This is a genomic window from Streptosporangium sp. NPDC051023, assembly GCF_040689595.1.
GTDB lineage: Bacteria > Actinomycetota > Actinomycetes > Streptosporangiales > Streptosporangiaceae > Streptosporangium.
Window position 1 is genome coordinate 159625 of record NZ_JBFBCE010000001.1, and the last position, 12840, is coordinate 172464.

Below are 12840 nucleotides of genomic sequence, written 5' to 3' on the forward strand. Positions count from 1 at the left end.
AGGGGACGGCACCGCGTTCACGGTGCCGTCCCCGCTGGTTCTCCTACGGCGCCGTCTCCCGCCGGTTCAGGTCAAAGCCTTCTTGAGGAAGTCGACCTGGAGGAGGAGCAGGTTCTCGGCCACGATCTCCTGCGGGGTCATGTGGGTGACACCGGACAGCGGCAGCACGTTGTGCGGCCGGCCCGCGGCGAGCAGGGCGGACGACAGACGCAGGGTGTGGGCGGCGACCACGTTGTCGTCGGCCATGCCGTGGATCAGCAGAAGGGGCCGGTCCAGCTTCTCCGCGTCGGCGAACAGGGACGAGGAGTCGTAGTGGCCCTCGTCGGGGTGGCCGAGGTAGCGCTCGGTGTAGCAGGTGTCGTAGAGCCGCCAGTCGGTCACCGGTGCCCCCGCGATGGCCGCGTGGAAGACGTCGGGGCGGCGCAGTACGGCCAGCGCGGCGAGGTAGCCGCCGAAGGACCAGCCCCTGATGCCGACCCGGGACAGGTCGAGATCGTCGGGGAACCGCGCGGCGGCGCCGTGCAGGGCGTCCACCTGGTCGTCGAGGATGGGCGTCGCCAGGTCGTGCAGGATGGCCCGCTCAAACTCGGGGCCCCGCCCGGGAGTGCCCCGGCCATCGGCGACGACGACCGCGAAACCCTGGTCGGCGAACCACTGGCTGGTCAGGTACGCGCCGGAGGCGGCCAGGACACGCTGGGCGTGCGGGCCGCCGTACGGGTCCATGAGGACCGGCAGCTTCGCCGAACCCGGCACGTGCCCCGAGGGGAAGAGCACGGCGGTCGACAGGTCGCGCTCGCCCGCGCGGATCAGGGAGACCCGGAGGTCGAGGCCGGGGCGCTCCGCGTGGGAGGCGATGGGGCCGACGGGCCTGCCGTGGTGGGAGACACGCGTGGTCGACCCCTCACCGTCGAGGGTCTGGCCGGTGACCACGAGGGTGCCGCCCGCGGTGTGGCCGGTGTAGACGCCACTGTCGGACGGGCTGACCAGGGTGATCCGCCCCTCCTTGTAGGCCCAGAGGGCGACCTCGGTGGGCTCGCCGCTCGCGCGGAACAGCACCGCGTCGCCGTCGATGTCGACGATCTCGCGGACCTGGAGCGAGGACGGCGTGACGGGCTGGTCGCCGATGACCAGGCGGCGGCCGCCGTCGAGGTTCGCCGCCCAGACCAGGGTGCCGTCCGACAGGTGGCCGGGGACGCCGGTGACGATGTCCACCCAGGCGGGGTCGGTGTCCTCGCGGACGAGGGCCGAGGTCCCCGTGGCCGGATCGACGTCGAACAGGCGCATGGTCCTCTGGTCGCGGGACAGCGTGACGATCGACAGGCCGTGGGCGTCCCACGAGACGGTGACGAGGTACTCGTCGTCGAAGGGGACCGGGACGCGGGCGCCGTCCAGGGTCAGCACGAACAGCTCGACCCGGGCGTTGGCCGTACCGGCGGCGGGATAACGCTGCTCGGTCACCTGCTTGGCGGGATTGGCCGGGTCGGCGATGTGCCACCTGTCGACCGGTGAGTCGTCAGCCCGCTCGACGAGTACGGCGTCGCCGGACGGCGCCCACCAGTAACCCCGCATCCGGTCCATCTCCTCGGCGGCGATGAACTCGGCCAGGCCGTACGTCACCTCGGAGGACTCGGGGCGGGCCAGCGCGTGGTCGACCTCGTCCTCGAGGTCCTGGATGTGGAACGCGCCGCCCGTCACGTAACCGACGTGCACGCCGGTCGGGGAGACCCGCGGGTCGACCACCGGGCCCGCCGTCTTCAGGTGGCGGACACTGCGGGTCTTCAGGTCCACGACGTACAAGCCGCCGGAGAGCGCGAACGCCGCCGTGGTCACCGCGGCGTCCGTGCTGTAGCCGACGATGCCTCCCGCCTGCTCCCTGCTGCGCTCGCGGCGTGCCCGTTCCTCGGGAGGGAGGTTCTCCTCGTCGGCGGCGATGACGCGTGGGTCGGCGATCAGCCGCTCCGTGCCGCTCGCGACGTCGAACTCCCACAGACAGGTGACCGGGTCGCAGCCGCCCTTCGTCCGCAGGAAGACAATTCGCGCACCGTCAGGCGCGATGGTGAAGGCACGCGGCACTCCGAGGGTGAATCGGCGGGTCCTTGCGTGCAGACGAGGAAAACTCTCACTCATACCAGTCATCTTGCCAGTACCGGCCCTCTCACGGATCTCTCCGGTGCGGTCCAAATGATCGCGATCTTGGGAGAAACTTGGGCGAGTGACGCTTACCGCGCGAATTCTTCGCTCTCCTGCGACACCTGCGGTTCTGGCCTTCGCGTTCGTGCTCTGGGGGATCGGCGTCCCGTCGTTCTGGCGGGACGAGTCGGTCAGCGTGCTGGCGGCGACCATGCCGCTCGACGAGCTGCGGGAGCTGCTCGACCACATCGACACCGTCCACGCGCTCTACTACCTCCTGCTGCGCCCCTTCGCCGCCTTCGGTGGCGAGTTCGCGGTCAGGCTGCCTTCCGCGCTCGCGGTCGCGGGGGCGACATTCGGCGTCGCGGCCATCGGGCGGAAGCTGGCGGGACCGAGGACGGGCGCCTGGACGGGGCTGTTCGCCGGACTGGTCTACGCGATGCTGCCCATGGTCAGCCGCTACGGCCAGGAGGCGCGGAGCTACGCGCTGGTCAGCGCGATCGCGGTGGCCGCGACCTGGGTCCTGCTCGGTGAGCGCAGGTCACGCTACGCCGGGTACGGCCTGCTGGTCGCCCTCCTCGGCTGGTTCCACCTCTACGCGCTGCTCCTGCTGCCCGCGCACGCCGTCACCGTCCTGCGCAGGCGCGGGGAGTTCCTCGCGTGGCTGGCCTCGGTCGTCGGCGCGGGGGTGCTGCTGGCGCCGCTGGTGTACGTGGCCTCGGGGCAGCGGGACGAGCAGCTCTTCTGGCTGAAGGTGCCCGGTCTTCCCGAGCTGGCGGAGCTCGGCGTCGAGATCTCCGGAGGGCCCGTGTCCTGGCAGGACTCGGGCACGCCGCCGTTCTTCCTCGGCCTGCTCGGCCTGCTGGCCCTGCTCGGAGTCTGGTACGGCATGCGGCCACGTGCGCGCGCGGCCGGGGCGGCGGAAGAGACCGGGGAGGGAACGGCCGCCAGGCCCGACAGGTCCGACAGGCCCGCCGAGGGGACGGGGGAGAGGTCGCTCGGGGCGGGGCGGTTGTCCATCACGGCGGTCGCCGTACCCTGGGCGTTCCTGCCGGTCGCGCTGTCCTACGCGATCTCCCAGGTGTATCCGGTCTACAACCCGCGCTATGTCCTGTTCGTGCTGCCGGCCCTGGCGCTGCTGGCCGGAACCGGTCTGGCCGCGCTGCGCCGTACCCCGGTGAGCCTGACGGTCCTCGCGGCGCTCGCGGTGCTGTCCGCGAGTGCCCAGCTGACCGTCCGCGGCCCTTCCAACCGCCCCGACGACCTCCGCACTCTGGCGGCGGAGCTTGGCGCCCAGGAGCAGCAGGGCGACGCCGTGCTCTACATGCCCGAGCGTTTCCGGCTCTTCGTCGCCGTCTACGGCGAGCCGTACCGCAAACTGACGGCCTTCAGTGAGAAGGCCGACCGGGTGTGGCTGGTCTCGCGGCGCATTCTCGCCACCGAGTGGCAGACGGACTCCCGGCTGGTCGAGCTCAAGCGCTCTTTCAAGAAGGCGGGGGAGACCCGGATATCCGGGGCGGTCCGCATCACCCTCTACGCGAGACGGCTACCCTCGAAGCATGAACGACCGCCGTCTGCTGCTCGTGCACGCCCATCCTGACGACGAGACGATCGGCAGCGGGGCGACCATGGCGAAGTACGCCGCCGAGGGCGCCCAGGTCACCCTGGTGACCTGCACGCTGGGTGAGGAGGGCGAGGTCATCCCGCCCGAGCTGGCCCACCTGGCCGCGGACCGTGACGACACCCTGGGCGGGCACCGCGTCGGCGAGCTGGCAGCGGCCTGCGAGGCCCTGGGCGTCACCGACCACCGCTTTCTCGGCGGTCCCGGGCACTGGCGCGACTCCGGCATGATGGGCGGCGCCTCCAACCATCGGGACAACGCCTTCTGGCAGGCCGACCTGGACGAGGCGGCGGGAGAGCTGGTCAGGGTCATCCGCGAGGTGCGGCCGCAGGTCCTCGTCACCTATGACGAGAACGGCTTCTACGGCCACCCCGACCACATCCAGGCCAACCGCGTCGCGTGGCGGGCTTTCGAGCTGGCCGCCGACCCGGCGTTCGGCGAGGGCGAGCCGTGGCGGATCGCCAAGTTCTACTTCACCGCGGTGGCCAGGTCCACGATGCGCAGGACCGCGGAGGCGATCCGCGAGGCCGACGTGCGCTTCCTCGTCGAGGACGCCGTGGACGACCTGCCGTACGGCTGCGCCGACGAGGACGTCACCACCGAGATCGACGCCCGTGCCCACATCGGCCGCAAGGTCGACGCGATGCGGGCGCACACGACCCAGATCAGCGTGGACCCGCCCTGGTACGCCCTGTCGAACGACATCGGCCAGGAGGTGCTCGCGGTCGAGCACTTCATCCTGCGGTCCGGCGCGCAGGGGCCGACGGCTCCGGCCGCCCCGATCGAGGTGGGGGGTCTCGGCGAGCCGTACAAGCTGGAGGACGACCTCTTCGCCGGGATCGACTAGCCTCGATGGTTGTGATGGAGCAGGTCCCGGCGGTCAAGCGGCCCTCGGAGAGAGCGGTCACCGGAGCGGCGTACGCCGTGCTCTTCGTGCTGGGTCTCCTGATGGGCCTTCTCGGCGCGTTCCAGCACTCGTGGTACCTCAAGCCCGCGGCGATCCCGATCTCGGCCGTCGGATGCGTCCTGTTCCTGTTCGCCGTCTGCTACGGCGCGGGGCGGGCGATGCGGGGCAAGCTGGCGGCGCTGGCGCCCGCCTCCGGCTGGCTGGTGATGACGATGATCTGGCTGGCGGGCAGGACGGAGGGCGACGTGATCATCGCCGGTGACCTGTCGGGCTACATCTACCTCTACGGAGGCCTCGCCGCGGTCCTGACGGGCGTTCTGCTCTCCCCGACCGCGCACGGCGGCTCCTGGCTCCTCACCCAGCACTCCTACGGCACCCGCCCCTCCGAGCCCCGTCAGCCGTAGGCCGACGGCGCTGTCGAACTTTCACACCTTGCGGCTTGACCGAGCCCCGTCCAACCCCCAAGAGATGATCTTGCTGGGCGTGATCGTGATGATTTCCCGCGAGAAGTACGGCACCGGCGGCTCGTGGTCCGTCAGAGCCACCGCCGAGCCCCGGATCTCGATGCCGCGCACCACCCACGGGTCCACCGAGGCCAGATCGTCCACGACGAACGACACGGTGCTGCCTTGCTGAACGTTCCTGAACTTCTTGGACGCCCCCAGCGCGTGCCCGCCGATGGTGATCGTGCCCGAGGCGGCGTCCACGAAGAACCCCACGGGGTTGTTCTGCACCTGGCCGGAGGGGGAGACGGTGGCCAGGCGGCCGAGGCGCTGTTCGGCCAGATAGTCGAGTTCTGCCTGTGTGAAGACCATGCGGCCAGTATGTAACCTTGACGCCAGTGTCAATCAAATGCGACAAACTCCCCGATCACTACGTGGCGGCCCTTGCCATCGCCTGCCTCCTGCTCCTGCTCCTGCTCCGGCTCCGATGAGATCACAAAGCAGGTTTCAGCGCGTCGGCGGCGGCGTCTCGGCGAGCGTCATCAGCTGGGTGGCTCGCGCGGACCAGGAGGCGTCGAGCACGGACTCCCGCAGGGCCTCCGCGGACAGCGGGCCGCCCTCACGCAGCGTCGTGCGGATGGCCTCAACGAAGAGGGCGGGGTCGGCGGCGATCCGCACACGGTCGGCATATTTCCGGATCTGGTGGAAGTCGGTGCTGACCACCGGCAGGCCGAGTGAGAAGTACTCCTTGAGCTTGATGGGGTTGGAATGCCTGACGAAGGAGTTGTCCAGCCAGGGCATGAGCGCCACGTCGAAGCCCGACCCGTACGCCGGGACCTGCTCGTACGGGCGGTAGCCGAGCCAGTGGACGTTGGGGTGCCTGGTGAGGCGCCTCATGGAGATGTTGGCGCTCCCGACCAGCACGAGCGAGACGTCCGGCAGGTCGACGGCGACGCGCTCCAGCAGGTCGAAGTCCACCAGATAGTCGTCAAGCGAGCCGAAGAAGCCCACGCGCGGTCCGGGGATGCGGAGCAGGTCCGCCGGTTGCCGCTCCGCGGGCCGGGACCGGAAGTGCTCGACGTCGACGCCGTGGTCGAGGAAGTACGCCCTGGGGCCGGTGAGGTCGCGCTCGCTGTCCATCAGCACGTTGCTGACGTAGATCACATGGTCGGACCGTTTCAGCAGGTCGTGCTCCATCACCTCGATGACCCGCCGGTCGGATTCGGGGAACGCCGAGTGCTGGTCGGAGCGGTTGAACACCAGCGTCCGCCTGGGCATCGGCTTGACCGCGTCCCAGGCGGTCGGGAGGGTCACCATGATCACGGGCTTGCGCAGTCCCAGTGCCCTGGACACGGCCAGCACCTGTGTCCTGACCAGCCACGCGTTCACCCGTCGCGCCAGCGGCGACCCGTAGAACGGCAGCGGCAGCGGGGACATCACGAAGAAGTTCGGCAGGTCCCGCAGCGGTCTCCGCACCAGCATCGCGACGCTGCGCAGCTTGCGCAGGACGCGCCGTACCACCTGGGTCGATCTGCCGGGCGTCGGCATGCGCAGCCCGATGCTGTTGACCACGAGGACCCTGCGGTCGGCGGCGATCGACCGCATGAGCTGGAAGTCCGAGTGCGCCTGGTTGTGGTACCACCAGTCCTGGGCCGCGAAGCACACGTAGTCCGCGGGGGGAGCGGTCCTGTCCCGCGTCCGGCGGATGAGTGTCCCGCCAAGCAGGGCGAGCATCCCGCGGATCAGGCGGGACGGGGTGAGCGGGGACCGGGACGGAGCACTCATGTCGGGCCGTTTCTGTTCGGGGGAACGGACGAGGAGGGGACGCTCCCCGTTCTGTTCGGGGGAACGGGCAGGGAGGGGACGCTCCCGGCGGGGGTCATCTCGCCGTCAGCCGGCTGCGCAGCGCGCCGGTGAGCATGACGAGGGCGAACGGGAGATCGTTTCGCAGGTAGCGTCGGGCCAGGCGGCGCGGTTCCTGGGCCAGCCGGAACAGCCACTCCGCGCCGATCCGCTGGATCACCTCGGGGGCGCGCCTGAACTGACCGGCGGCCATCGGGATTCCGGCTCCGCAACCGACGTACCAGGCGTCCGGCAGCTCGGCGCGGAGCGCGTGGATGAGGTGTTCCTGCTTGGGAAAGCCCAGTCCCACGAGAACGAGGTCGGGCGCGGCCGAGGTCACCCTGCCGATCACCTTTCTGAGGCCCTCCGCCGTGGTCTCGAACCCGAAGGGGGGCGAGCAGGTGCCGGCGACGCGCAGTCCCGGATAAAGGTTGCCGAGGATCAGCGCGGCGGTCTCCGGTATGCCCAGGTCGCCGCCGAGCAGGTAGACGGACCGCCGCTCGCGTGCGGCACGCGCGGTGAGGGTGTGGACGAGCGAGGATCCGGTGACCCTGCCGGGGATGGGGAGCCCGGCGAGCCTTCCCGCCCACACCACCGGCATGCCGTCCGCGACGACCAGCTCGGAGTGTGTGATCAGGTCGGCCAGGGCGGGGTCGCGGGTCGCGGCGCGGACGATGTCCACGTTGGCGGTGACGATCGAGCCGCCGCGCCGCAGGTGCCACGAGTGCGACACGAGGTCGAGGACGTCTGCCTCGCTGATCGCGGTGACCTCGACGGCGCCGAGCCGTACCCGGGAGAGCCCGCAGCCGTCCTCCTGGGGTGGGCGTCCGCCGTCGGCCCTCCGTCCTGCCCGCTCCGGGGCCTCGGCCGTACCGGCCTGCTCCCGCGCCCCACGGGAACCTCGAGTCCTCAGGGAACGCGGTACGCCCCCGGGGATGCGCAGCCACTTCGGCGATCGGGTCGCCATATGTCCACCACCAGACACAAACGGCCTTATCAGCTCCAAGTGGCTGCAATCGTAACTCTGCAGATGCAAATGGTCACGCATCGGATGATCTGGTCGATCCGAAATGCCGGCCGTCCCGGGCAGGGGGTGGCCGCGTGCGCCGTCACCGCGTCGTCGTCGCGGCGAAGCCACCGGGCCCTCGCCGTGAAGTCGCTGGTCTCATGCCATGGGGCGGCGCACAATCCTGGTATGCGGCGGTTGCATCGCGTACGGCGGACGCTCAACTACCTGAACCTGTCCACCCCGCTGGGGTTGCTGGTGGTGCGCATCGGCCGGGCCAGAAAGGCGGCGGGCCCCGACGGGCTGATCCTGGCGTACGGCTACCGCATCCCCTTCCCCATCGCGGGGGCGTTCACCATCGGCAACGTGGTGCTGACCAGAGAGCAGGAGGGCTACTTCACCGAGACCCTGCTCAGGCACGAGGGCAGGCACGCCTCCCAGTACATGCTCTGCGTCGGCCTGCCGATGCTCCCGCTGTACGTCGTCGCGGTGGCCGTCTCCGTGCTGATCTGTGGTGACCACGCCTCTTGGAACGTTTTTGAGCGCCTCGCGAACCTGGAAGACGGGAACTATACCCGTAAATCGCCCTGGTGGTTCCGGCTGAAGTCATCTTAATGGGAATAAATCACCTCATATAGGGATCATCGCCCGGACCGATGGTTACCAAGGGGGTCACCCATGTCTCAGACGATCCAGCCTGAGATCTCGCCGCGCCTGCCCGAACGGTCCTGGCCCTACAGCTTCAGGGACCGGCTGACCTCCCCGCTTCCCGCGTTCCAGGAACTGGTCGCGGCGGTGTGGCACGGCGGGCTCAGACCCGATGTCGGCGACGCCGACCGGATCCCTGTGTCCCGCAGGGGGTTGCCCAGGCCCGTCTCGACCGAGACCGTGGTCACCTGGGTCGGGCACTCCACCTACGTGCTGCAGATGGGCGGCCTGACGATCCTCACCGATCCCGTCTGGGCGAAGAAGATCCCCGGAGTCCGGCTGCGGCTCACCCCGCCCGGCGTCGCGTGGACCGAGCTGCCCCGGGTGGACGCCGTGGTGATCAGTCACAACCACTACGACCACCTGGACGCGCCGACCATGCGGCGGCTGCCCAGGGACACCCCGATCTTCGTCCCGGCCAAGCTGAAACCCTGGTTCACCCGGCGGCGCTTCACCGACGTCACCGAGCTGGACTGGTGGGAGAGCGCCAAGATCGGCGACGTCGCCTTCGACTTCGTGCCCGCGCACCACTGGAGCCGCAGGTCGATCCGCGACACCTGCAAGACGCTGTGGGGCGGCTGGGTGATCAGGTCCTCGGAGCGGACGGTCTACTTCGCGGGGGACAGCGGTTACGGCGAGCGCTTCGCCCAGATCGGGGAGCGCTACCCGGGGGGCGTCGACCTGGCCCTGATGCCGGTCGGCGCCTTCGAGCCCCGCTGGTTCATGAAGGCCTCGCACGTCGACCCGCTGCAGGCCGTACAGGCGTGCCAGGACGTCGGCGCGCGGCGGATGGCGACCATGCACTGGGGCACCTTCCTGCTGTCCGGCGAGTCGCTGCTCGCCCCGATCGAGGAGGCCCGCGCGGCCTGGGCTGCGGCGGGCCGCGACCGCGCCGACCTGTGGGACCTCGCCGTCGGCGAGTCTCGAATCCTCCCCTGAGACCCGGAACCGAGACACCAAGACTCGGGACGCCGATTCGCTTCCGCCGGACCGTGCCCGTGTCATCTGTTGCCCTCACCCGAGTTCAGGAACGTCCAGACACCGACGACGGCCGTCCGCAGGACGGTCAGCCCGCTTCGGTCGGTGACCTGCAGGATGAGATCCAGAGCGAGATCGGTGGTGTCGGCGACCGGCTGAACGACGACAACGGTGTTCCCCGTCTTGAAATCGGTGTGCTGACGCACCAGCGGACCGCGCTCACGGTCTCGCAGTTCCTCCCCTCCGTCGGGAGGAATGAGATAGGTGTAGTTCCGATCCCCCAGCTTGATGTCGAGACCGCGGTCCTCCTTGCGCAGAGCGCGCCGGTTCTGGCCGAGGACGGCGGTGAACCCGCCCACGCTCAGCCGTGTCCGCTGATCGACGGGGAGGAGTTCGTTCCTCAGGTCATCAGGGTGGGAGGCCGACGCGTCCGGCAGTCCCGGCGCGCTCAGGGTCGCCTGTGAGGGGGCCAGTTCGAGCGTGACGATCACCTCTCCGTACGGCCCCGCCGTACCGGCCAATACGCTCGTGGTGCCCTTTTTCCTGGCCGCGCGGGGAATCTTCTCCGCTCCGAGCTCGAACGTGAAGCCGGACATGTCATGTCACCTTTCAATGGGAGAAGGTAGTTCCTCGACACTGGGAATGAGCTCGGTGATCAGTTCCCACACGCGGCGCACGTCAGTGAAGATCAGCCTGAGTTCGTCGTCAGATGTGACCGTCCCCGGCATGATCGGCTCGGCGGGTCGTTCGCGCAGCCAGTATCCCAGGGGTCCGCAGTCGAGCACGGTGATGCCACGGATGTCGGTGCCCCTGCCCTCCCGGTTGTTCCACGCGACGGTCATCCGCCAGTTGCCGTTGAGCTGCAGCAGCAGATGGGTGAAGACCGTCAGCTCAGGGTCTGAGAGCCCTCCTTCTCCGGACAGCAGCGCGCGCAACCGCTCGGCGGCGTCGTCGACGCTCAGGGCGTCCATGTCGGCGAGTGCCTCGAACCCGGCGTCCATGACGCCGATCCTCGTCGTGACGACCGGCGCCGTGGGAGGTTTCGCCCCCCTGTCACGCAGTCCCACGACGCGCGCCAGCGACCAGACCAGGAGAGGAAGGTCGGTGCGGACGTACTCGGACTCCACCTCGCCCGGCCAGGTCTCGTACACGTAGCAGGCGTCGTTGCCGACGACCGCACCGTGGTCGGTGACCCCCTCACCTCCGGTGATCTCGATCTGGACGAGCACGACGGGATCGGCGAGCGCGGCGACGAGATCGGCGAGTTCGGGGATGACGGCGTCGTCGTCGCTCGCGAGACCGGCTGCCCGCAGCTCGTCGCGGGCGGGCACCAGGTCGTCGGTGACGTCTTCCCCGCCGTAGAGGCAGCCCAGTACCCCAAGGTGGGCGGGGCCGATCCGGAAGCGGTCGCGTGCGCTGTCGAAGGATGGCATTACGTGGTCTTTCTGCCTAGTCGAACGGATTGAGACTGCTGAGAACCTTCTTGGCGCCGTCACCGATCGCCGTAACCGCCTTTTTCGCGCCGTCCTTGACGGCGTCCCAGTGCTCGACGACCTTCGCGCCGACGTACACGGTGCCGAACGCCACGCTGGCGCCGATGGTGAGAGGGTTGGGGCAGACCATCGCGGCGGTGAGCGAGGCATTGAACCCCAGTTCGGCGACGTCGGCGACGTAGCCGGCGCCGTTACGCTTGAAGGCGTCGACGGGGTTGCCCTGGGAGACGACGTTGGCACCGCTGTAGAGGGTGGAGGCGACGCCTCCCGCCACACCGAGTGTCCTGAGGGCGCCCGCGGTCCTGGCGACGGTCCCTACGCGGCTCAGGGCGGCTGGTTCGGTCTTCAGGACCTTGGCCGCTTCCGCCATCTTGCCGGGATCCCCGGTGGCCTTCCAGACCTTGAGGAGGTTGGCCTCACCAGAGGCTTGCACGGCCTGTCCTGAGTGAGTCGTACTTCCCAGCTTCTTGGCGAGTTCGTTGTTGCCGAAAAGCCCGTCGATGAGCTTGTTGACTCTGGCTCCGGCGAGTTGCCTGCCTACTTTCGCCGCATTGGAGATCCTGTCCATCTCCATGTACTCGGGAAGCCTGGACACGTAGTCCCGATAGAGACCGCTCTTCATGAAAAGCCTGCGCGTGAGGGCGGCGACGCCGGTCCCCGGCGAGGTGGCGGATCGTGTGCGCAAAGCCAGTTTCAGGTCTGCGATCTGCTTATTCTTGCCCGAGAGGCTCACGGTCCTCGAGTAGGCTTTTCCCAGGAATTCGATGTTTTTGGCCCTCGCGCCCGCCTGTTGGCTCAGGGGGACCGAGACGTGGTTGTTGAGCATCAGGCGGCCGAGTGCCACCGACTGGCCCGTGACGACCGGGATCGTCACGGCCACCCCGCGATAGTCGCCGACCGCCTTGAGCACCTCGGCGACCGTCGCCTCGTGCGGTCTCAGGGCGGGAACGTAGTGGCCGATGACGGCGGCCTCCTGCCGCTTCACGTAGTCGTCCAGCGACTCTTTCGGCCTGCGTTCGAGGTCGGCGTGGCCGGTCGCGCTCGCCCACGCGGTGACGGTGTTGACTCCGACGAGGGTTTCCGGGGAGAGCTTGTCGGCGCCTGCGGCGATCTCCTTCGGAGAGAAGCCCGCCCAGGCGAGCCCCGCGAAGGGATCACCGGTCTGAAGTCTTCCGATGGCGGCGCGCTGTTTCAGTTCCTTGGCCGTACGGCTTCCCCAGCCAGGCATTTCTCTGAGCAGATTGAAGAAGCTCGACACCCCGAGGTGGGACGCCTGTTTGAACATCTCGTCCGTGGCGCTGCTGAGGTGGTCCATCAAACCCGCCAGGCGTTCGAGCTCATCGGGTTTGATGCTCCGGACATCGTTGCCGCCCACGAGATGGGAGTCTATAGATAAATTAATGATTGGTCATGCTTTTAGGGGATAGGGGAGATTTTGACGTCGCTCGAGGCGGAGGAGTTTCAGAAGCAGGCGTCCAAACTGCGGAAATTCGCTAATGACGTGGAGAAACTCGCTGACGGAGCGCATGACATGGCGGGCGGGATGGAATGGTCGGGCCCGCTGACCGACCGGGTGCGCGGTGAGATCGCGACATGGAGGACGCGCTGTGCCACGGTGGCGGCCAATCTTCGGCAGGAGGCCGACCGGCTGGACGCCGAGGCCCGTGGCCTCATGGGAAGGAACCACTGAGGGCCTTCCCGGGATGGGAGCC

13 protein-coding genes are annotated in these 12840 nt (G+C 68.9%); 6 read left to right on the plus strand and 7 right to left on the minus strand.

What is annotated here, in order from left to right; all coding sequences use genetic code 11:
* Positions 1 to 66 precede the first annotated feature (66 nt).
* The gene (locus AB0395_RS00755) at positions 67 to 2127 is read right to left on the minus strand and encodes a prolyl oligopeptidase family serine peptidase (RefSeq protein ID WP_366275703.1); all 2061 of its coding nucleotides are present in this window, start codon (positions 2125 to 2127) and stop codon (positions 67 to 69) included.
* Between the two features lie 85 nt (positions 2128 to 2212).
* On the opposite strand from AB0395_RS00755, the gene AB0395_RS00760 reads away from it, so the two are divergent.
* Genes AB0395_RS00760 through AB0395_RS00770 form a run of 3 tightly spaced genes read left to right on the plus strand, consistent with a single transcriptional unit; the run spans position 2213 to position 5062 of the window.
* Positions 2213 to 3730, plus strand: a complete 1518-nt coding sequence (locus AB0395_RS00760) for a hypothetical protein (protein ID WP_366275704.1) — start codon at positions 2213 to 2215, stop codon at positions 3728 to 3730.
* Positions 3690 to 4598, plus strand: a complete 909-nt coding sequence (mshB, locus tag AB0395_RS00765) for an N-acetyl-1-D-myo-inositol-2-amino-2-deoxy-alpha-D-glucopyranoside deacetylase (protein WP_366275705.1) — start codon at positions 3690 to 3692, stop codon at positions 4596 to 4598. Before AB0395_RS00760 ends, mshB begins: the two co-directional genes overlap by 41 nt.
* A gap of 5 nt (positions 4599 to 4603) precedes the next feature.
* A complete protein-coding gene (locus AB0395_RS00770; protein WP_366275707.1) occupies positions 4604 to 5062 on the plus strand; it encodes a DUF6113 family protein in 459 nt (152 codons plus the stop codon).
* 21 nt (positions 5063 to 5083) lie between these two features.
* On the opposite strand, the gene AB0395_RS00775 is transcribed toward AB0395_RS00770, so the two are convergent.
* From AB0395_RS00775 to AB0395_RS00785, 3 genes are all read right to left on the minus strand, one after another.
* Positions 5084 to 5473 (minus strand): PPOX class F420-dependent oxidoreductase, encoded by a 390-nt coding sequence (locus tag AB0395_RS00775; RefSeq protein WP_366275708.1) that lies wholly within the window; start codon positions 5471 to 5473, stop codon positions 5084 to 5086.
* 135 nt (positions 5474 to 5608) lie between these two features.
* Positions 5609 to 6886 carry a glycosyltransferase gene (locus AB0395_RS00780; RefSeq protein ID WP_366275710.1) on the minus strand — a complete coding sequence of 426 codons (1278 nt, stop codon included), beginning with the start codon at positions 6884 to 6886 and terminating at the stop codon, positions 5609 to 5611.
* 94 nt (positions 6887 to 6980) lie between these two features.
* Positions 6981 to 7910 (minus strand): WecB/TagA/CpsF family glycosyltransferase, encoded by a 930-nt coding sequence (locus AB0395_RS00785; RefSeq protein WP_366275712.1) that lies wholly within the window; start codon positions 7908 to 7910, stop codon positions 6981 to 6983.
* Between the two features lie 228 nt (positions 7911 to 8138).
* Here AB0395_RS00785 and AB0395_RS00790 point away from each other — a divergent pair, with 228 nt between their 5' ends.
* Both AB0395_RS00790 and AB0395_RS00795 read left to right on the plus strand, forming a co-directional pair.
* Positions 8139 to 8564: a hypothetical protein gene (locus AB0395_RS00790; RefSeq protein ID WP_366275713.1), complete on the plus strand. Its 426-nt coding sequence runs from the start codon at positions 8139 to 8141 to the stop codon at positions 8562 to 8564.
* Positions 8565 to 8627: 63 nt separating this feature from the next.
* Positions 8628 to 9596 (plus strand): MBL fold metallo-hydrolase, encoded by a 969-nt coding sequence (locus tag AB0395_RS00795; RefSeq protein WP_366275715.1) that lies wholly within the window; start codon positions 8628 to 8630, stop codon positions 9594 to 9596.
* Between the two features lie 62 nt (positions 9597 to 9658).
* Here AB0395_RS00795 and AB0395_RS00800 read toward each other — a convergent pair whose 3' ends face one another.
* From AB0395_RS00800 to AB0395_RS00810, 3 genes are read right to left on the minus strand one after another with little or no spacing between them, the layout of a single operon-like run.
* Positions 9659 to 10231, minus strand: a complete 573-nt coding sequence (locus AB0395_RS00800) for a hypothetical protein (protein WP_366275718.1) — start codon at positions 10229 to 10231, stop codon at positions 9659 to 9661.
* A 6-nt stretch (positions 10232 to 10237) separates the two neighbouring features.
* Positions 10238 to 11068, minus strand: a complete 831-nt coding sequence (locus AB0395_RS00805; RefSeq protein ID WP_366275720.1) for a hypothetical protein — start codon at positions 11066 to 11068, stop codon at positions 10238 to 10240.
* A gap of 16 nt (positions 11069 to 11084) precedes the next feature.
* On the minus strand, positions 11085 to 12503 hold the full coding sequence (locus tag AB0395_RS00810; RefSeq protein ID WP_366275722.1) for a hypothetical protein: 1419 nt from the start codon (positions 12501 to 12503) through the stop codon (positions 11085 to 11087).
* 60 nt (positions 12504 to 12563) lie between these two features.
* Between AB0395_RS00810 and AB0395_RS00815 the strand changes: the two genes are divergently transcribed.
* A complete protein-coding gene (locus AB0395_RS00815; protein WP_366275724.1) occupies positions 12564 to 12818 on the plus strand; it encodes a hypothetical protein in 255 nt (84 codons plus the stop codon).
* Positions 12819 to 12840 lie beyond the last annotated feature (22 nt).

Excerpts from the sequence above, each read along its gene's own strand:
- AB0395_RS00770 (WP_366275707.1), top strand. The coding sequence starts at position 4,604 with ATGGTTGTGATGGAGCAGGTCCCGGCGGTCAAGCGGCCCTCGGAGAGA.
- AB0395_RS00790 (WP_366275713.1), top strand. The coding sequence starts at position 8,139 with ATGCGGCGGTTGCATCGCGTACGGCGGACGCTCAACTACCTGAACCTG.
- AB0395_RS00780 (WP_366275710.1), bottom strand. The coding sequence starts at position 6,886 with ATGAGTGCTCCGTCCCGGTCCCCGCTCACCCCGTCCCGCCTGATCCGC.
- AB0395_RS00785 (WP_366275712.1), bottom strand. The coding sequence starts at position 7,910 with ATGGCGACCCGATCGCCGAAGTGGCTGCGCATCCCCGGGGGCGTACCG.
- AB0395_RS00755 (WP_366275703.1), bottom strand. The coding sequence starts at position 2,127 with ATGAGTGAGAGTTTTCCTCGTCTGCACGCAAGGACCCGCCGATTCACC.
- AB0395_RS00800 (WP_366275718.1), bottom strand. The coding sequence starts at position 10,231 with ATGTCCGGCTTCACGTTCGAGCTCGGAGCGGAGAAGATTCCCCGCGCG.
- AB0395_RS00805 (WP_366275720.1), bottom strand. The coding sequence starts at position 11,068 with ATGCCATCCTTCGACAGCGCACGCGACCGCTTCCGGATCGGCCCCGCC.
- AB0395_RS00775 (WP_366275708.1), bottom strand. The coding sequence starts at position 5,473 with ATGGTCTTCACACAGGCAGAACTCGACTATCTGGCCGAACAGCGCCTC.
- AB0395_RS00795 (WP_366275715.1), top strand. The coding sequence starts at position 8,628 with ATGTCTCAGACGATCCAGCCTGAGATCTCGCCGCGCCTGCCCGAACGG.
- mshB (WP_366275705.1), top strand. The coding sequence starts at position 3,690 with ATGAACGACCGCCGTCTGCTGCTCGTGCACGCCCATCCTGACGACGAG.